A 19,021-nucleotide genomic window follows, 5' to 3' on the forward strand; every position below is an offset into this window, starting at 1 on the left:
CGGGATCGCGTCCGGCCGGGCGCTCAGCGTTGCGCCATACGCGAGGAAATCACGATGCGCTGGGCCAGGCTGCGGTTCGGCACGTAGCTCATCACCAGGTCGGCGTCGTTCCGGCTGTGGTTGAAATCCATGGTCACGTTGCCATCGCCCGACACGAACCTGTAGGGCGCGACCGGGACCAGGCGCAAGGGCGGCTGGTCGTCGATGATCGCGTCGATGTAGCGCGCCGAAGTGAGGACGCGCAGGTACCAGCCGTTCGACATCTCGTAAGCGCCGGAAATCGTCTCGGCCTCGCGCTGCCTGATGCGCTGGGGCTTGGCGGCGGCCGTCACCTGCACGGACGTGATCGGCGCGCTGTCGGCCGGTGGGTAAGGCATGTTCTGGGCGCCTGCGTCTGCGGCAAGCAGCAGGGCGGCGGGAAACAGGAGCAAATGGGGACGCATGATCGTTCCTTCACGAAGCGACGATAGGCCTTCGGAACAGGCGTCGCGCCGGACGGCGCGGTGTCGACCGTTGGGATGCCGCGCTTCGCCTGGAAGCACGGTGGATTCAGTCTAGGGCGGCGTCCGCTTCATGCAAGGGATGGATAGGGCGCATCACGAAACAATCTCAATGGGCGCAAAGGCAGAACGGCGCGAAATGATTCGAATTCCGTGTGCCGCCCCGTCTTTTTGTATCGTATTGCTCAGCCGGCGGCCACCGGCGCAACTGCCTGCTGCAGCGCCGCGCGCCAGGTCGCCCGATAGGCATCCAGGCCGGCCAGCGCGCGCGGCGGCTTGGGCACGCTCCGGCCCGGCGGCGTGCCGTCGCGGTAGCGCAGCAGCCAGCCGCCGCAGGTGGTGCCGCTGGCGTCGTCCGAATAGCGCAGCGCCTGCTGCGGGCGCAGGCCAGCCAGCAGGGGGCCGAACCAGGGGTTGGCGGTGAAGCTGCCCTCGACCGTGACCGGGCCGCGCGCGCCCAGGGCGTCGAGGCAGTAGTCGGTCATCAGGACGCAGTACAGCGTGGCGAGCGCGAAGCGTTCGCCGGCGTCGACCGGGGCCGGGCCTTCGATGCGCCCGGCTTGGCCCGCGAACGGGCCGCCGCTGTCGGCGAAGCAGGGGATGGCCATGCTGCCGCGCGCCACCATCCGCTCGAGCTCCAGGTACGAGCAGGAGGCCGGCTGGTCGCCGGCCAGGGCCGCGAATTCGCGTCCGCCCATGAAGCGCATGCAGGCCACCGGCTGGCCGAGCGCATTGGTGTTGGCCAGCATGTCGGCGTCTTCGCGCAGGCCGTCCAGGCTGGCGCCGAAGGCGGCGGCGATGACCCAGGTGCCGGTCGACAGCACGGTGCGCGGCGTGCCGGCGGTATCGAAGCCCAGGTAGCGCACCAGCGAGGCATTGCTGTCGTGGATGCCGCACAGGACTTCACAATCCGGCGACAGGCCGGTGGCCTCGGCCACGTCGGCGCGCAGGGTGCCGAGCACGTCCGAGGGCGGGCGGACGGGCGGCAGTCTCGATTCCCAGCCCATGCGCGCCACCAGGCTGGAATAGTCCTGGCGCAGCGGGTCCCACAGGTCGGTATGGCAGCCGAGCGAGGTGGCCTCGCCGGCGGCGACCCCGCACAGGCGCCAGGCCCAGTATTGCGGGTACATCAGGATGTGGCGCGCCTTGGCGAACTGTGCGGGATGATGGTGCTGCAGCCAGGCCAGCTGGCGGCCGAGGTTCAGGCCGGCCGGCAGCAGGGGCGAACAGGTTTGCGCATACGGCGGGCGCAGCGCGGCATAGTCGAAGCCCGGGAGCGCGGCTTCGTAGTCGAGCACCGGCAGCACCAGGCCGGCATCGTCGACCAGGGCGGCGGTGGCGCCGTGGGTCACCGGGACGATCGCCGAGACGTCGGCGCGCCTGGCGAAGCTGCGGCAGGTGGCCAGCATCCAGGTCCAGATGCCCTCGGTGTCGTGGTGCGGATAGGGGCCGTCGCGCAGGATGGCGTTGGGGCGGCGTTCTTCGGCGACCAGGCGGCCGGCGGCGTCCACCAGGGCCAGCTTGACGTTGGTCTTGCCGATGTCGAGAACGATGAGGGCGTCGCCCGTCCTTGCTTGCATTGCGTGCGCTTCCTGTGTCAGTGGCGGGTCGGTTTGCCGCGCACCAGGCGCGACACGGCGATGGTGGCGAGCAGCAGCACGCCGACCACGATGGTCATGTAGATGCCGGGCACGTTGGCCAGGGCCAGGCCGTAGGTCACGGCGCCCATGGTCAGCACGGCCAGCAGCACGCCGCCGATGGTGCCGGCCCCGCCGGCGATGCTCACGCCGCCCAGGATCACCATGGTGATGATCTCGAGTTCCCAGCCGGTGGCGATGTTGGGGCGGGTGCTGCCGATGCGGCCGGTCAGCAGGAAGGCGGCCAGGCCGGCCATGGCGCCGGTGAGCATGAACAGCCCCAGGCGGTAGCGGTCGACCGCGATCCCGGAGAAGCGGGCCGCGTCCGGGTTGTTGCCGATCGCGTAGATGCGGCGCCCTGTCGAGGTCCAGTGCAGCACCAGTGCGAACAGCAGGGCGAAGCCGAGCAGGATCACGAAGCTGCGCGGCACCATGCCGAAGAACACGCCCTGGCCCCAGTTGGTCATCGCTTCCGGGTAGTTGGTGAAAGCCTTGTCGCCAAGCACGACGCTGGCCAGGCCGCGGTACAGCGAGACGGTGCCGATGGTGACCACGATCGAGGGCAGCATGAAGCGCGTCACCAGGAAGCCGTTCAGCCAGCCGCACACCGTGCCGGTGGCCAGGGCCACCAGGATCAGGGTCTCGGCGGGCGCGCCGGCCTGCTGGGCCAGGCCCATGGCCACCGAGCACAGCGCCAGGGTGCCGGCCACCGAGATGTCGATCTCGCGGCAGATGATCAACAAGGCCATCGGCAGTGCGATCAGCGCTTTTTCGCTGAAGTTGGCGGTGCCGTCCAGCAGGTTGTAGGGATCGAGGAAGTGCGGCAGGGTGACGCCGCCGGCCACGAACACCGCCAGCAGCAGCACCGCGAGCAGGGTCTCCCAGCGCCCCAGCAGGTGGCGCAGGGCCGGCTTTTCGCGGTCCAGGATGGTGTAGCGGGAGGTGGTCGCCACCTCCACGTCGGTCCGGGCCTCGGTCCGGGCCGCGGTTTGTGCAGCGGTGGTCGCGTTCACGCGGCGCTCCTCAGGTTGTCAAGCTTGTGCAGCGGCAGGATCTGGCGGCTGCGGTGGCGGTTGCCGCGGGCGTTGAGCAGGACGGCGACCAGGATCACGGCGCCGGTCAGGGCGCTTTGCCAGAAGGGCGAGACCTGCAGCACCGGCAGCGCATTGCCGATTACCGACAGGAACAGCGCGCCGAGCATGGCGCCCAGTACCGAGCCGACGCCGCCGGCGATGCTGACGCCGCCGATCACGCAGGCGGCGATCACGGTGAATTCGAAGCCGTAGGCGATCTCGGTGTAGGCCACGGCATAGCGCGCCACCCACAGGTAGCCGCACAGGCCGGCGACCATGCCCGACAGGCCGTAGGTCCATAACAGGCGCCTGGCGGTGGGGATGCCGATGTAGGCGGCGCAGTGCGGCGCATTGCCGATCGCGTACAGGTCACGCCCGAAGCGGGTGTAGCGGGCCACGAACACCATCGCCAGCACGGCAAGCAGGGCGATCCATACCAGGTGCGGCAGGCCGAGCAGGCGCTGCAAGGGGAAGGCGACGAAGCCGGCCGGCATCTGGTGCGCCGAGACCCAGGCCCCGCCCGAGATCACGAACACCAGGCCGCGGTAGACGCTCATGGTGCCGAGCGTGACCACGATCGGCGGCAGCCCCAGGTAGCCGATCAGCCAGCCGTTGAGCAGGCCGGCGGCGAGGCCGGTGGCGGTGGCGGCCAGCATCACGAGCGCCAGCGGCAGCGCCGGATTGGCGGCGGCCAGCATGGCCGCGACCATGCCCGCCAGGGCCAGGGTCGAGGCGACCGACAGGTCGATGCCGCGCGTGACGATGACCAGCATCTGGGTCAGCGCCAGCATCACCAGCAGGGTGCTGTCGGTGAGCAGGTTGGCCAGCGAGCCGGCGCTCAGGAACACCGGCGCGCGCAGGCCCACCAGCAGCACCAGCGCGACCACCATCAGGGCGAGCAGGGGCTCGCGTTGCTTGAGCAGGTTCTTGTTCATGCTGCCGCCTCGTTCGCTGCGTTCAGGTCGACGCCGGATGCCGCCGCGACCACGGTTTCGGGCGTGGCGTCCTGGCGCGCGAACTCGCGCACCACGCGGCCCTGGCGCATCACGACCACGCGGTCGGCCAGGCCCAGCACCTCGGGCAGTTCGGACGACACCAGGATCACCGACAGGCCGCGCTGTACCAGCTCGCTGATGAAGCGGTGCACCGCGGCCTTGGAGCCGATGTCGATGCCCTTGGTCGGCTCGTCCAGGATGATGACTTTCGGATCGGTGGCCAGCCACTTGCCGAGCACCACCTTCTGCTGGTTGCCGCCGGACAGCTCGGCGACGTTCTGCTGCAAGTGGTGGGCTTTGAGTTCGAGCTGCTCGGCGAAGCGGCGCGCCACCTGGTTTTGCGCACGGGCGCGGGTGAAGAAGCCGAAGCGCGACAGGATCGGCAGGGTGATGTTGTGCGCGATCGGCTGGCTCAGGTGGGCGCCGTGCTGCTGGCGGTCTTCCGGCACGTAGGCCAGGCCGGCGGCGATGGCATCGCGCGGGGCGCCGAAGCGCGCATCCCTGCCCTCCAGGCGCACGCTGCCGCGCACATTGCCGGTGAGGCCGAACAGGGCCTGCATCACTTCCGAGCGGCCGGCGCCCACCAGGCCGTAGAAGCCCAGGATCTCACCCTTGCGCAGGGTGAAGCTGACGTCCTGGAACTCGGTCGGGTGGCACAGGTTCTGTACTTCCAGCAGCGGGGCACCGATCTCGACCTCGGCCTTGGGGTAGGCCTGGTGCACGGCGCGGCCCACCATCAGGGCCACCAGTTCCGGTTCGCCGATGTCGGCCAGGCGGCCTTCGGCCACGAACTGGCCGTCGCGCAGCACGGTGTAGCAGTCGGCCACTTCGAAGATTTCGTCGAACTTGTGCGAGATGAAGATGACGGCGGTGCCGGCCGCCTTCAGCTGCGCGATGATGCGGTACAGCTCGCGGATCTCGCGCTGCGACAGGGCGGCGGTGGGCTCGTCCATGATCACCACGCGCGCATCCTGCGACAGGGCGCGCGCGATCTCGACGAAGTGGCGCTGCGCCACCGACAGGTCGCGCACGCGGGCGCGCACCGGCAGGGCCACCTCGAGGCGCGCGAACAGGCGTTCGGCTTCCCGCTCGATGTCGTGCCAGTCGATGCGCCTGGCCAGGCCGCGGGTCGGATGGCGCCCGACGTAGATGTTCTCGGCCACCGACAGTTCGTCGAACATCACGGTTTCCTGGTGCACCGCGGTGATCCCGGCCGCCATCGCTTCCTGCGGGCTGCCGAAGGCGACTTCCTTCCCGTCCAGCAGGATGCTGCCGGCGTCCGGGCGGTGGATGCCGGTCAGGGTCTTGACCAGGGTCGACTTGCCGGCGCCGTTCTCGCCGATCAGGGCCATCACTTCGCCCGGGCGGATGGAGAGCCGCACGCCGTTCAGGGCGTGGACGCCGTTGAAGCGCTTGGTGATGCCGGTCAGTTGCAGGACCGGGGCGCCGGCCGGATCGGCGGCGGCCTCGTTTGCGCGGCGTAGGGGAGGGCTTGTCAGTTGGGTCACTGGCATAGGGTGTCGCTCAAGGTGAAAGGCGCCGCGCGGCCATGCTCGGGACATGCGTCGCGCGGCGGCGGAGCCGGGTCGGTCAGAACAACTTCGCGAACTGCTCGACGTTCTCGGCGTTGTAGGTGAACGGCGGGCCGAGGGCGGCTTCGCCATTGGCATCCATGGTCACGCTGCCGAGGCGGCCGACCGAGACGCTGGCGCCGGGTTCGGCCTTGGCCTTGCCGGTCACGAACTGGTGCGCGGCGTAGGTGGCGGCGTAGCCGAGGTCGATCGGGTTCCAGATCGCGAACTCGCGCACCGCGCCGCTCTTGACGTGGCCGGCCATCTCGGACGGCAGGCCCAGGCCGGTGACGAACACCTTGCCCACCAGGCCTTCGTCGGCGACCGCCTTGCTGGCGGCGACGATGCCGACCGTGGTCGGGGCGATGATCGCCTTCAGGTTCGGGTGGCTGCGCAGCAGGCCGATGGCTTCGCGGTAGCTCTTGTCCGACTGGTCGTCGCCGTAGACGGTGGCCACCAGCTTCAGGTCCTTGTATTCGGGCTTTTCCAGGGTCTTCTTCATGACGCCGATCCAGATGTTCTGGTTGGTCGCCTGGGCCGAGGCCGACAGGATCGCCAGTTCGCCCTTGCCGCCGAGTTCCTTGGCCGCCATCTGGATCTGCTTCTCGCCGATCAGCTCCGCATTGGACGGGTTCAGCTGCATCTGGCGGCCGCCCTGGGCGATGCCGCTGTCGAAGGAGATCACCTTGATCCCGCGCTGCATCGCCTTCCTGGTGATCGGCACCAGGGCGTTCGGATCGTTGGCCGAGACCACGATGGCGTCGACCTTCTGGCTGATCAGGGAGTTGATGATCTCGATCTGGCCTTCGGCGCTGGGCGTGGTGGGTCCGGTGTAGATCACCTCGACGCCGCCGATCTGGCTGGCGGCTTCCTTGGCGCCGGTGTGGGCGGCGTCGAAGAAGCCGTTGCCGAGGCTCTTCACGACCATCGCGATCTTCGTCTGTTGCGGCGCGGCCGGGTCGGATTTCTTCTCGCCGCAGCCGGCCAGGCCGGCAAGGATGCCGACGGCGGCCGCCGCGAGCAGGAAGTGTTTAATCGGCTTGATCTTCAATGGGAAAGCTCCATCAGTGCTGCGGACTGCAGGTCATATTGGGTGCCGTAGCGCGGCGTGTTCAGGACGGCCTGTTCGCCGTCGGGTTCGACGGTGACCACCTTCACGCCGTACTGCTCGAGCAGCTGCACGGCCTTGTCGGAGGCATTGGTGTCGGTGATGACGGTGGAGACGCGGTCCAGGCCGCACAGGATCAGGCCGGCCTTGCGCGCGAACTTCGAGCTGTCGGCCAGCACCACCAGTTCCTCGGCCTGGCTGATCAGGCGCTTCTCGGCCTGGATCAGGAGCGGATCGGCTTCCATCAGCCCCAGCAGCGACAGGCCGTACACGCTCATGAACATCTTGGTGGCGTAGTGGTGCTGGGTGATGTCGTTGTCGAACGGGGAGAGGATGACGTTCTGCTCGCGGTAGACGCGCCCGCCCGGCACGATGATCTCGTTCTCGCTCGATACCAGCAGGCGCTCGGCCATCAGGAAGGAGTTGGTGAGGATCTTCAGGTGCTTCTCGGTGAGGAACTCGGCCATCATGAAGGTGGTCGTGCCGCCGTTGATGATGATGGTCTCGCCGTCGCTGCACATGCCGGCCGCATGGCGGGCGATGGCGCGCTTGCGCGCTGCGAAGCACTGGATGTTGTTCTGGAAGGTTTCGCTGGTCAGCGAGAACTGGCGCGTCTTCGGCAGCAGGTTCTCGGCCCCGCCGCGGGTGCGGGTAAGCAGGTTGCGGCCGGCCAGCCAGCTGATGTCGCGACGAACCGTCGCCGGGGATGCGTTGAGCCATTCGACAAGCTGCTGGACCGTTGCCGTTCCATGCTCGGCAAGCAGCTTCAGCAAACGCTTGCGGCGTTTGTGATTCACCATGTTGTCTCCTCCGAAAGCCGTCTGTTTTTCGTTGCGGCGTGTCCGTCGTTCCTAGTGGAATCGCGGTGTGTGACAAAAGTATTAATCAAGCACTGCCGTAACGTCAATCATCAAATGATCAAGCGACTGATTATTTGCTTCCGCTGCAACGCACAAACGCGCAATTCGATCAAGCGGATGATTGATTGCGAGATGGTCAGCAAGTTGATCGTTTCCGCGTTGACACCCCTTGCCCGGCTGATTTCTACTGTGTTCCGGTGCCGCACAGCGTGGCGGCTGCAGGACATGCGAAAGAGACGCATCGACCGTTCGGACGATGACAAAACAATCAACTTGGAGATATTTGATGGGCGCAATGAGCGAAACGAAACAGCGTGAACCGATCACTTCACGCTGGGACGACAGCGTGGCCGCGAACCTGAGCGAGCCGGAACTGCTGCTGTACCGTTCGAACCTGCTCGGTTCGGACCTGCGCATTACCAATTTTGGCGGCGGCAATACCTCGGCCAAGGTCAGCATGACCGACCCGCTGTCGGGCGAGCAGGTCGAGGTGCTGTGGGTGAAAGGCTCGGGCGGCGACCTGGGGTCGATCAAGCTGGACGGCTTCTCGACCCTGTACATGTCGAAGCTGCAGGCCCTGAAAGGGCGCTACCGCGGCCTCGAGCACGAAGACGAGATGGTCGGCTACCTGCCGCACTGCACCTTCAACCTGAACCCGCGCGCGGCCAGCATCGACACCCCGCTGCACGCCTACATCGCCCACAAGCACGTCGACCACATGCACCCGGATTCGTGCATCGCGATCGCCGCCTGCAAGAACAGCAAGGAACTGACCGCCAAGATCTTCGAAGGCGAGCTGGGTTGGCTGCCGTGGCAGCGTCCGGGCTACGACCTGGGCCTGAAGCTGGAACAGGTGTCGCAAGAGAACCCGCAACTGAAGGGCATCATCCTGGAAGGCCACGGCCTGTTCACCTGGGGCGACACCGCCAAGTCCTGCTACGAAACCACGCTGGCGATCATCAAGCGCGCCGAGGACTGGCTGGCCGCGAACATCCAGCAGCCGGTGTTCGGCGGCCAGGCCGCCCAGGCGCTGCCCGCGAACGAGCGCGCCGCCCTGGTGTCGCGCCTGATGCCTCTGCTGCGCGGCAAGATCAGCCAGGAAGAATACAAGCTGGGCCACTTCGACGACAGCGCCGCCGTGCTGGAATTCGTCTGCAGCGCCGACCTGAAGCCGCTGGCGGCCCTCGGCACGTCCTGCCCCGACCACTTCCTGCGCACCAAGATCCGCCCGCTGGTGCTGGACTTCGACCCGGCTGCGCCCGACTTCGATCGCCTGGTCGCCGGCCTTGACCAGGCCCTGGTGGATTACCGCGCCGACTATACGGCTTACTACGAGCGCTGCAAGCGCGCCACCAGCCCGAAGATCCGCGACGCCAACCCGATCATCTACCTGATCCCGGGCGTGGGCATGCTGTCCTTCGCGAAGGACAAGGCGACCGCCCGCATCGCCGGCGAGTTCTACGTCAACGCCATCAACGTGATGCGCGGCGCGAACGGCGTCGACAGCTACGTCGGCCTGCCGGAACAGGAAGCCTTCGACATCGAATACTGGCTGCTCGAAGAGGCCAAGCTGCAGCGCATGCCCAAGCCGAAGAGCCTGGCCGGCCGCATCGCCCTGGTGACCGGCGGCGCCGGCGGCATCGGCCAGGCGGTCGCCCGCCAGCTGCTGCAGGAAGGCGCCTGCGTGATGGTGACCGACATCGACGACGAGGCCCTGGCCAGGGCGCAAGCGGACCTGGGCAAGGTGGCCGGCAAGGACAATGTCGCGGTCGTGCGCGGCAATATCACCAGCGAGGAAGAAGTCGCCCAGGTACTGCTGGACACCTCCCTGCGTTTCGGCGGCGTCGACCTGCTGGTGTCGAACGCCGGCATCGCCTCGGCGGCGCCGCTGGACGAAACCTCGCTCGAGACCTGGAAACGCAACCAGGACATCCTGGTGACCGGCTACTTCCTGGTGAGCCGCAACGCCTTCCAGATCATGAAGCAGCAGAAGCTGGGCGGCAGCATGGTCTTCGTCGGCAGCAAGAACGGACTGGTTGCATCGAGCGGCGCCTCGGCCTACTGCACCGCCAAGGCCGCCGAACTGCACCTGGCCCGCTGCATCGCGCTGGAAGGCGCCGAGCACGGCATCCGCGTCAACGTGGTCAATCCGGACGCGGTCATCAAGGGCTCGCGCATCTGGGACGGCAAGTGGAAGGAAGAGCGCGCGGCGTCGAACAAGATCGGCCTTGATGACATCGAAGAGTTCTACCGCAAGCGCTCGATGCTGAAACTGAGCGTGCTGCCGGAAGACATCGCCGAAGCGGTGTACTTCTTCGCCAGCGACAAGTCGGGCAAGAGCACCGGCAACATCCTGAACGTCGATGCCGGCAACGCCGCTGCATTCACCCGCTAAAATAGAAGGCTGCGGAGCACGGGGCTACGCCCCTGCTACCGCAGCATGAAGGAGACACATATGAAAAGCCTGATCGACGCGGGCCTGGTCCAGGACCAGAACGCCAAACTGGAAGCCGGCCTGCAGGCCGACTATGACGCGCTGGGCGGGGTGCTGGCGCGCCGCGGCCTGGACATCGAGAAACTGACCGCGCTGGCGCAGAGCTTCGAAGTGGCGGTCCCGAGCTGGGGCGCCGGCACCGGCGGCACCCGCTTCGCGCGCTTCCCGGGCCGCGGCGAGCCGCGCAACGTGGTCGAGAAGCTGGAAGACTGCGGCGTGATCAACCAGCTGAGCCGCGCCACCGCGGCCGTGTCGCTGCACTTCCCGTGGGACAAGCCAAGCGACGCCGCCGAGCTGCGCGGCATCGCCGACGAACTGGGTTTGGGCTTCGACGCCGTCAACTCGAACACCTTCCAGGACCAGGTGGGCCAGGAGCACAGCTACAAGTACGGCAGCCTGACCTCGATGAACGCCCAGGCACGCGCCCAGGCGGTGGCCCACAACATCGAATGCATCGAACTGGGCAAGGCGCTCGGTTCGCAGGCCCTGACCGTCTGGGTCGGCGACGGCGCCAACTTCCCGGGCCAGAGCAATCTGCGCGGTGCGCTGGAACGCTACCTGGAAAGCATGCGCCAGATCTACGCCGCGCTGCCCGACGACTGGAACATCTTCATCGAACATAAACTGTTCGAGCCGGCCTTCTACGCCACCACCATCGCCGACTGGGGCACCAGCTTCGCCTGCGCCACCACCCTGGGCCCGAAGGCCAAGTGCCTGGTCGACCTGGGCCACCATGCGCCGAACACCAACATCGAGATGATCGTGGCCCGCCTGGCGCAGTTCGGCAAACTCGGCGGCTTCCACTTCAACGACAGCAAGTACGGCGACGACGACCTGGATTCGGGCTCGATCAACCCGTTCCAGCTGTTCCTGGTCTTCAACGAACTGGCCGATGCCGCCCTGCGCGACGGTCCGGCCTTCAAGCCGGCCTACATGCTGGACCAGTCGCACAACGTGACCGACCCGATCGAAAGCCTGATGAGCAGCGCCGCCGAAGTGCAGCGCTCGTTCGTGCAGTCGGCCCTGGTCGACCGCAAGGAACTGGCCGACCTGCAGGAGCAGAACGACGTGCTGCAGGCCGCCCAGTGCCTGAAGCGCGCCTTCCGCACCGACGTCAGCCCGATTCTGGCGATGGCGCGCGTGCGCCAGGGGGGCGCCGCCGACCCGGTGGCTGCCTACCGCGCCAGCGGCTACCGCGACCGTGTCGCCAGCGCCCGTCCGGCCAAGGCCGGCGCCAGCAGCAGCGGCATCGTCTGAGCCTGTCGTGACAATGGCGCCCCGGGTTCATGCCTGGGGCGTTTTTTTATGGAGCCGTACAAGACATGAACATCACTACCCGTGCATTCCGCATGAAGCTCAAGCCGGGCAACGAGGAAGCATACCGCCGCCGGCACGACGAGATCTGGCCGGAGCTGTCCGCGCTGCTGAGCGAGGCCGGCATCCACGATTATGCGATCTTCCTGGACGAAGCGACGCTGGACCTGTTCGCCGTCATGAAGCTGCGCCCGGGGCACCAGCTGGCGCCGCTGCCGGAACATCCGGTGATGAAGCGCTGGTGGGACTACATGGCCGACCTGATGGAAGTCGAGCCGGGGAACCGGCCGAAGGAATGGCCGCTCACGCAAGTGTTCCACATGGCCTAGGGTGGTCGGCGTCGCCGACCGCGCGTTCAAACGACGGTGCTGTTGCCCGCGCGGCCATTTTATCGCTGCTTGAACGGCAGGCCGGCAGAGCCGGCCGCATGCGATCATCCGGCCTTGTCGAGCAGCCCGCGCATCCTGAGCCATTCCTCCGCCCGCCGCGGCCAGCTCGACGCCGTCCCCAGCCCATCCCGCATCCCCATTCCATGCGATCCCTGCTCGAACAACATCATCTCCGCCGGCACCTTGTTGCGGGTGAGCGCCTGGTAGAACAGGATGCTGTTCTCGACCGGCACCGCCTGGTCGGCCTGGGTATGGATCAGGAGGGTGGGCGGGCTCGCGGCCGTCACCTGGCGCTCGGGCGACATCAGGGCCAGGTCGGCCGCGGATGGCGAGCCGCCCAGCAGCGCCTTGCGCGAACCCGCATGCACTGCCGGTCCTTCCATGGCGATCACCGGATACATCAGCATCAGGAAATCCGGCCGGGCGCTGACCTTGTCGAGTTCCGCGCCGGTACGGCCGAGCGGATGCGCGTACAGGGTGCCGGCGGTGGCGGCCAGGTGGCCGCCCGCCGAGCTGCCCATCACGCCGATGCGGTCCGGCTGGATCTTGAACTGCGCCGCCTGCGCGCGCACCAGGCGCACCGCGCGCAACACGTCGCGCAAGGGCGCCGGATGGCCGAATTCCTGCTGGCGGTAGGTCAGCACGAAACTGGCGATGCCCAGGGTGCTCAGCCAATGTGCGTACTGCTCGCCCTCGCGCCGGGTCGACTGGCGCACGTAGCCGCCGCCCGGGCAGATGATGACGGCGGTGCCGTTGGGGCGGTCCACCGCCGCCGGGTACACGGTCAGCGTCGGCTCGGTGATGTTGGTGGTGCGGCCCTCGTCGTCGACCTTGTTGGGCCCGAGCTGGGGTTTCGCGTCCGGCACGCCCTCCGGCCACAAGGGCAGCACCAGCGGACCGGCCGACGTGGCGGCAAGCGCGGCGGGCAAGGATCCGATCGTCGTGAGCGCGAGGCCGGCAGCAAGCTGCGTCATCGTGCGTCTCCTGTTTTCATTCATGGGAATATCCTCTTATGGTAAAGCTTTCACATTTCTGCAGCATTCTCGCATCGCTCGGCGTGCTCGCCGGCTGCGCCAGCCAGGGCGCGCGCCCCTTCGACCAGGCGAACGGGCTGGAGCTGGTCGCCGCCCCAGGCGTCGATCCGGCCTCGGTCTGGACCCGCGGCGCGGACGGTGTGGTCCAGGTCAGCGGCAAGCCGGCCGGCTATATCGCCACCCGCGCCAGCTACACCAACTACCGGCTGCACGCCGAATGGCGCTGGCCGGGCAAGCCGGGCAATGCCGGGGTGCTGCTGCACGTGGCGTCCGGCCCGAAGGATGGCGCCTGGCCGCTCAGCGTGCAGGTGCAGACCAAGCACGGGTTCGCCGGCGACATCCTGCCGATGGCCGGCGCCTCGTTCGCCGAAGCGCTCACCACGGCGCCCGGCGCCTACCCGGCGATCAAGGGGCACACGGGCGTGGACAGCGAACGCCCGGCCGGCGAGTGGAACAGCGTCGACATCCTGGCGCGCGACGGCGTGGTCGAGGTCACGGTCAACGGCGTGCCGCAGAACCGCGTCAGCGCGGTGAACCCAGGGGCCGGCCGGATCGGCTTCCAGCTCGAGGGCGTACCCTACGAGCTGCGCAACATCGCGATCACGCCGCTCCCCTAGCTTACTTGCCTGGCTCACTTGCCTAACTTAGTTGCCTGACTTACTTGCGCTTGAGCCAGGCCTCCGGCACCGGCACCACCACGATGTTCATCGAGCGGCCGTCTTCCGACAGCATGGCCGACTGGATCTGGATTCTGGTGCCGTCCGCATTGAAGGTCGGGTGGGTATGGTCGGCGGCCGTGGTCTTGTGGCCGGTGGTGAGCATCATCATTTCGCGCGAGCGGCGGTCGATCAGGTAGACGCTGCGGCTGAAATCGTCGCCCACGGCGAAGCGGCCGTCGCTGGAGCCGTGCACGTGCCACAGGCCGCTGCCAGATGCGGTCTGTCCGACGATCTGCATCTGGCGGGTACGCAGGTTGACGATCGCCAGGCCGGTCGGCTTCTCGCGGGTGCCGGTCTGGCCCCAGCCGTCGTCCTGGCCCGGGTTGGCGCCGCCGACGTCGGTGGCCGGTGCATCCACGGCCTTGGCCGCGCCGGGAATCGCGCGGTGGCCCATGATCGCCATCGCCACCTCGTCCTTCGAGATCACCGCCTCGTGGGTGACCCATTCGTAGGGCGCCTCCGGGTACAGCGGGCGCAGGCCGCTGCCGTCCGCCTTCACGGTCCAGGTGCGCTGCGGCGACTTGCCGCCGGTCTCCCAGCAGAACACGATCTCGCCCGGGTTCCACAGGTTGGCCTGGATGTGGCCGACCTGGAAGGGCACCGAGACCACGTGCTTGATCTCGCCGGTCTTCACGTTCAGCCGGGCGATGCCCTGCGGGCCGGCGCCCATCTTGCGCGGGCCGAAGGCCGGTTCGATCCTGGTGCCGGGCGCCAGGTGCCTGGCGGCCTGGCCGGGGCCGACCTTGAAGTAGACCCACTCCTCGTCGGCGTCCAGGGCCAGGTCGCCGCCGGCTTCCAGCTCGGCGGGCAGGGAGGAAACGATGCGCTGGTAGGCGCCGGCCGGCTGCATGCGTCCCTGCGCGCTGTCGGCAAACACCCGGGCCAGGTCGGTCTCCACGATCTGCAGGCCGGCGTCGGCGTTGCGCATGTAGTACAGCTTCATGGATTTCTGCGCGAGGTTCAGCATGCCGGTGTAACCGCCCTCGGTGACCTGCACCAGGTCGCCGGTCGCCTCGTTCACCGCCATGGCTTCGTTGCCGGCCAGGCGCGAGCGGAACACCAGCCACTTGCCGTCCGCGGTCCATTGCGGGTGGGTCGGGTAGATCTTCGAGTCGCCGTGCGGTTTGCTGGTCAGGAAGGTGAGCATGGTGCCGGTGACCGGGTCCTTGACGAGCTTGCGCTCGGACGGGAAGCGTTTGCCGATCTGGGCGGAAGCATCCAGGCTCAGCGTGAGCGCGGCGGAAAGGCAGAAGAGGGTGGCGAGGCGGGATGGCATGGGGTCTCCATATTGTGATGTTGTCCGCTCATTCTCCCAGCACGACTTGCTCAGGTCTGATCATTCTGCTGATTCTTTCTGCGTCTTTACTGCCGGGTTCAGCGGCGGCGCATAGAATCGTGGGAAAACTATTCCACATGGAGACCCCGCGATGTCCTACCTAGGCACCCTGATTCGTGCCGGCGCAATGCTCTTGCTGGCTTGCGGCCTGGCGCAGGCGCAAACCCCGCCGGCCGCCGTCAATACCGATCCGGCCCGTGCCCAGGTCGTGCTGCCCGAACCGGCCAACCCGGCGCTGCCTTCGATCATCCTGATCGGCGACTCCACCGTGCGCAACGGCCATGACGACGGCCAGGGCAAGGGCCAGGACGGCCAGTGGGGCTGGGGCAATCCGCTCGCGGCCTACTTCGATCCGGCCCGGGTGAACGTGGTGAACCGCGCCGTCGGCGGCCTGTCCAGCCGCACCTACATCACCAGCGGCCACTGGGAACGCAGCCTGGCCCTGGTGAAGGCGGGCGACATCGTGCTGATGCAGTTCGGGCACAACGACGCCGGACCGGTCAACGACGACAAGCGCGCACGCGGCACCCTGCGCGGCATTGGCGACGCGTCGCAGGACATCGACAACATCCTGACCGGCAAGCGCGAGACCGTGCACAGCTACGGCTGGTACCTGCGCAAGTTCATCGCCGAGATCCGCGCGAAAGGCGCGACGCCGGTGGTGGTCTCGCTGATTCCGCGCAAGGCGTGGAACGAAGAAGGCCCGGATGCCGGCAAGGTCCGCCGCAACAAGGGCGATTACGCCGGCTGGGCCGAGCAGGTGGCGCGCCAGGAAAAGACCGGCTTCATCGACCTGAACGAGATGGCGGCGCGCCGCTACGACGAGATGGGCCGCGAGGCCGTGCTGAAGATGTTCCCGGCCTCCGTGCCGGAAGAACGCATCCATACCAACTGGGCCGGCGCCGCACTCAACGCGCAACTGGTCGTGGCCGGGCTGAAAACCCTGGGCGACCCGCGCATGAACGCCTTCCTGAAACCTGTCGAGGACGTGCGCCCGGTGGTCGATGCGCGCACCGTGCGCGAGGAAGCGCCGCGCGACGCCAGGCTGCCGACCCTGTTCCTGGTCGGCGACTCCACCGTTAGGAGCGGCGGCCAGAACGGCGCCATCGGCTGGGGCGAGCGCATCGCGCCTTACTTCGATACCCGCAGGATCAACGTGGTCAATGCCGCCATCGGCGGGCGCAGCAGCCGCACCTTCTTTACCGAGGGCCGCTGGGAGCGCGTGCTCGGCCAGCTCAAGGCGGGCGACATCGTCGTGATCCAGTTCGGCCACAACGACGGCGGCCGCATCGGCGACCCGGCCAACAAGAACCGCGCATCGGCGCCGGGCATCGGGCCCGAGACGGTCGAGGACACCCGTCCCGACGGCAGCAAGGAACGGGTGCACAGCTTCGGCTGGTACATGGCGCGCTACGTCGCGGATGCGAAAGCCAGGGGTGCGACGGTCGTCATCGCCGCGCCGATCCCGCACCGCGACAAGTGGCAGCAGGAGCGCGACTTCGCCAACTTCGCCGAGTGGGGCCGGCAGGTTGCCCAGGCGGGCAGCGTCCATTTCATGGACCTGACCATGCTGGTGACCGAGGGCTACCGCGCCATCGGGCCGGCCAGGGTGGATACCTTCTTTTCCGATGCGCGCACCCATACCAACGCCGACGGCGCCGAATTCAACGCCCAGCGCGTGGTCGCGGGCCTGAAGGCGCTGCCGGGCAATCCGCTGCGCGCCTATTTTTCCGACCAGGCGGCGGGCGTCCAGTGAGCAAGGTCTTGATCGCCACCATGCTGCTGCTCGCGAACGGCGCGCAGGCGGCCTGCGAAGACTGGGGGCAGCGCGGCGCGCTGCTCTACCGCGACGACTTCGAGGGCCCGCTCAAGGGCTACGTCAGCGAGTACGCGCGCAAGCCGGGCAATTTCGTCGGCACCCGCGACGGCCGCCTGGTGATCGACGTCGATTCCGGCGCCACCGTCTGGCTCGACAAGCCGCTGTCCGGGAACATCCTGGTCGCCTACACCCGCCGGGTGGTGGTGGATGGCGGCCCCAACGACCGCCTGTCGGACCTGAACCACTTCTGGATGGCGGGCGACCCGGCCAGGAACACGCTGTTCACCCGCTCCGGCAAATTCGAGGACTACGACGACCTGGACATGTACTATGCCGGCGTCGGCGGCAACGGCAACACGACCACGCGCCTGCGCCGCTACGGCGGCGGCCAGCGCGTGATGGTCGGCGAGCGCCTCGGCCCGGACTGGATGCTGGAGCCGAACCGCGACTACCAGGTCGAGATCGCGGTCTACCGCGGCTGCACCCGCATGCGCATCGACGGCCGCGAAGTCCTTTCCTATCGCGACCGCCAGCCCTACACCCGGGGCTACACGGGATTCCGCACGACCTGGTCGCGCCAGACCATCGACAACTTCACGATCCACCAGTTGAAATAAAGGAGACACCCTGATGAAATCCCACCTGCCGCGCCGTACCCTGATGGCGGTCCTGCTGGCCGCCGGCTTCCCGCTGGCGCTGAACGTCGCGGCGCAAGAAGCGCCGGCCGCCCAGGAAAAAGGTCCGGCCGCAGCCGATGCGATGCTGCACGCACTGGACGTGAAGTACCCGACCCGCTACCAGCCGATGGATGCGAACGAGGTCAAGGCGGTGCTGGACCGCGTGTTCGCCTACCTGGACCGCACGACCCCGGCGGAACTGATCCACAAGAGCGACAATTCGCCGATCACCGACCTGAGCAAGGCCGACCCGGACGCGGTGCTCAAGCCGGGCGACTTCCGCCTGACCAGCTACGAATGGGGCGTCACCTACCAGGGCATGCTGGCGGCCGGCCAGGCCACCGGCGACCAGCGCTATACCGACTACACCCAGAAGCGCCATGCGCTGCTGTCGCAGCTGACCAAGACCTACCTGCCGGTGGTGAAGGCGGACACCGCCAACGCGCACGCGCCGATCAAGAGCTTCCTGAACCCGCACGCGCTGGACGATGCCGGCGCCCTGTGCCACAGCTTCCTGAAAGCCCAGGTGGCCGGCACCAAGGTCGACTACAGCCAGATGATCGGCATCTGCGGCGACTTCGTCACCAGGCACGAGTACCGCCTGAAGGACGGCACGCTGGCCCGCGGCGGCCCGGACGGCAAGGGCGGCCGCAAGATGCGTCCGCTGCCGGACACGCTGTGGCTGGACGACATGTTCATGGGCGTGCCGACCATGGCCTACCTGGGCAAGGTCACCGGCAACCGCAAGCACTACGACGACGCGGTCAACCAGGTGCTGCAGTTCTCGAAGCGCATGTTCAACCCCAAGCTGGGCATCTACATGCACGGCTACGTCGAAGGCATGCGCGACCATCCGGAATTCCACTGGGCCCGCGCCAACGGCTGGGCGGTGATGGCCATGGTCGAGGTGCTGGAGGTGCTGCCGAAGGACCACAAGGGCTACAAGGCCGTGCTGGAGCAGCTGCGCGCCCACATCAAGGGCCTGGCCTCGTACCAGACCAAGGACGGCTTCTGGCACCAGCTGATCGACCGCAACGACACCTACCAGGAAACCTCGGCCACCGCGATCTACACCTACGCGATCGCGCGCGCCGTGAACCGCGGCTACGTCGACGCGGCGATGTACGGCCCGATGGCCAACTACGCCTGGAACGCGGTGGCCAGCAAGGTGACGGCGGGCGGCCAGATCGAAGGCATCTGCGTGGGCACCGGCATGGCCTTCGACCCGGCCTTCTACGCCTACCGTCCGACCAGCGTGAAGGCGGCGCACGGCTACGGCCCGGCGCTGCTGGCCGGGGCCGAGATCATCGAGATGAACAAGAAGTACAAGTTCGGCTTGAACGACAGCGGCTTGATGTTCCAGGGAACCCGCTAACGGAGTCCGTAGGGTGGGCGGGTCTCCCGCCCACGCGTTCAACTCCCACAAGATCAGCCAAGGCGGCTGACTTGATTGCAACTATCACCGCGTGGGCGGCAAAGCCGCCCACCCTACGAT

Annotated in this window: 17 protein-coding genes; 8 read left to right on the forward strand and 9 right to left on the reverse strand. The window is 67.6% G+C overall.

Going from position 1 to position 19,021, the window contains the following annotated elements; all coding sequences use genetic code 11:
• Positions 1-23 precede the first annotated feature (23 nt).
• The 7 genes from AB3347_RS01330 to AB3347_RS01360 all read right to left on the reverse strand — a co-directional run bounded on the left by AB3347_RS01330 (position 24) and on the right by AB3347_RS01360 (position 7,684).
• Positions 24-443 carry a hypothetical protein gene (locus AB3347_RS01330; protein ID WP_369089970.1) on the reverse strand — a complete coding sequence of 140 codons (420 nt, stop codon included), beginning with the start codon at positions 441-443 and terminating at the stop codon, positions 24-26.
• A 242-nt stretch (positions 444-685) separates the two neighbouring features.
• Positions 686-2,080, reverse strand: a complete 1,395-nt coding sequence (locus AB3347_RS01335) for an FGGY-family carbohydrate kinase (protein WP_369089971.1) — start codon at positions 2,078-2,080, stop codon at positions 686-688.
• Positions 2,081-2,097: 17 nt separating this feature from the next.
• Positions 2,098-3,150, reverse strand: a complete 1,053-nt coding sequence (locus tag AB3347_RS01340) for an ABC transporter permease (protein WP_369089972.1) — start codon at positions 3,148-3,150, stop codon at positions 2,098-2,100.
• Complete coding sequence (locus AB3347_RS01345; protein WP_369089973.1) at positions 3,147-4,145, reverse strand: ABC transporter permease; 999 nt, start codon at positions 4,143-4,145, stop codon at positions 3,147-3,149. The genes AB3347_RS01340 and AB3347_RS01345 overlap by 4 nt, the downstream gene beginning before the upstream one ends.
• Positions 4,142-5,719 (reverse strand): sugar ABC transporter ATP-binding protein, encoded by a 1,578-nt coding sequence (locus AB3347_RS01350; RefSeq protein ID WP_369089974.1) that lies wholly within the window; start codon positions 5,717-5,719, stop codon positions 4,142-4,144. The genes AB3347_RS01345 and AB3347_RS01350 overlap by 4 nt, the downstream gene beginning before the upstream one ends.
• A gap of 76 nt (positions 5,720-5,795) precedes the next feature.
• A complete protein-coding gene (gene rhaS, locus AB3347_RS01355; RefSeq protein WP_369089975.1) occupies positions 5,796-6,827 on the reverse strand; it encodes a rhamnose ABC transporter substrate-binding protein in 1,032 nt (343 codons plus the stop codon).
• Positions 6,824-7,684 carry a DeoR/GlpR family DNA-binding transcription regulator gene (locus AB3347_RS01360; protein ID WP_369089976.1) on the reverse strand — a complete coding sequence of 287 codons (861 nt, stop codon included), beginning with the start codon at positions 7,682-7,684 and terminating at the stop codon, positions 6,824-6,826. Before AB3347_RS01360 ends, rhaS begins: the two co-directional genes overlap by 4 nt.
• 114 nt (positions 7,685-7,798) lie before the next feature.
• Here AB3347_RS01360 and AB3347_RS01365 point away from each other — a divergent pair, with 114 nt between their 5' ends.
• From AB3347_RS01365 to AB3347_RS01380, 4 genes are all read left to right on the forward strand, one after another.
• Positions 7,799-8,062: a hypothetical protein gene (locus AB3347_RS01365; protein ID WP_369089977.1), complete on the forward strand. Its 264-nt coding sequence runs from the start codon at positions 7,799-7,801 to the stop codon at positions 8,060-8,062.
• Positions 8,031-10,139, forward strand: a complete 2,109-nt coding sequence (locus tag AB3347_RS01370; protein WP_369089978.1) for a bifunctional rhamnulose-1-phosphate aldolase/short-chain dehydrogenase — start codon at positions 8,031-8,033, stop codon at positions 10,137-10,139. The genes AB3347_RS01365 and AB3347_RS01370 overlap by 32 nt, the downstream gene beginning before the upstream one ends.
• Before the next feature lie 60 nt (positions 10,140-10,199).
• Complete coding sequence (rhaI, locus tag AB3347_RS01375; RefSeq protein WP_369089979.1) at positions 10,200-11,495, forward strand: L-rhamnose catabolism isomerase; 1,296 nt, start codon at positions 10,200-10,202, stop codon at positions 11,493-11,495.
• Between the two features lie 71 nt (positions 11,496-11,566).
• On the forward strand, positions 11,567-11,881 hold the full coding sequence (locus AB3347_RS01380) for an L-rhamnose mutarotase (protein WP_369090507.1): 315 nt from the start codon (positions 11,567-11,569) through the stop codon (positions 11,879-11,881).
• Between the two features lie 104 nt (positions 11,882-11,985).
• Here AB3347_RS01380 and AB3347_RS01385 read toward each other — a convergent pair whose 3' ends face one another.
• Complete coding sequence (locus AB3347_RS01385; RefSeq protein ID WP_369089980.1) at positions 11,986-12,915, reverse strand: alpha/beta hydrolase; 930 nt, start codon at positions 12,913-12,915, stop codon at positions 11,986-11,988.
• A gap of 38 nt (positions 12,916-12,953) precedes the next feature.
• On the opposite strand from AB3347_RS01385, the gene AB3347_RS01390 reads away from it, so the two are divergent.
• Positions 12,954-13,592: a DUF1080 domain-containing protein gene (locus AB3347_RS01390; RefSeq protein ID WP_369089981.1), complete on the forward strand. Its 639-nt coding sequence runs from the start codon at positions 12,954-12,956 to the stop codon at positions 13,590-13,592.
• 40 nt (positions 13,593-13,632) lie between these two features.
• Here the strand turns inward: AB3347_RS01390 and AB3347_RS01395 are convergent, their stop codons facing one another.
• Positions 13,633-14,970, reverse strand: coding sequence for a hypothetical protein (locus tag AB3347_RS01395; protein ID WP_369089982.1), 1,338 nt, complete (start codon positions 14,968-14,970; stop codon positions 13,633-13,635).
• A 151-nt stretch (positions 14,971-15,121) separates the two neighbouring features.
• Between AB3347_RS01395 and AB3347_RS01400 the strand changes: the two genes are divergently transcribed.
• The 3 genes from AB3347_RS01400 to AB3347_RS01410 are packed head-to-tail and all read left to right on the forward strand — an operon-like array spanning position 15,122 to position 18,901.
• Positions 15,122-16,786 (forward strand): rhamnogalacturonan acetylesterase, encoded by a 1,665-nt coding sequence (locus AB3347_RS01400; protein WP_369089983.1) that lies wholly within the window; start codon positions 15,122-15,124, stop codon positions 16,784-16,786.
• The gene (locus tag AB3347_RS01405; RefSeq protein ID WP_369089984.1) at positions 16,783-17,466 is read left to right on the forward strand and encodes a DUF6250 domain-containing protein; all 684 of its coding nucleotides are present in this window, start codon (positions 16,783-16,785) and stop codon (positions 17,464-17,466) included. Before AB3347_RS01400 ends, AB3347_RS01405 begins: the two co-directional genes overlap by 4 nt.
• 13 nt (positions 17,467-17,479) lie before the next feature.
• Entirely contained in the window at positions 17,480-18,901 is a 1,422-nt protein-coding gene (locus AB3347_RS01410) for a glycoside hydrolase family 105 protein (RefSeq protein WP_369089985.1), read from the forward strand.
• Positions 18,902-19,021 lie beyond the last annotated feature (120 nt).

Origin of the sequence: Massilia sp. X63 (genome assembly GCF_041023745.1) — a bacterium.
Taxonomy (GTDB): Bacteria; Pseudomonadota; Gammaproteobacteria; order Burkholderiales; family Burkholderiaceae_D; genus Telluria.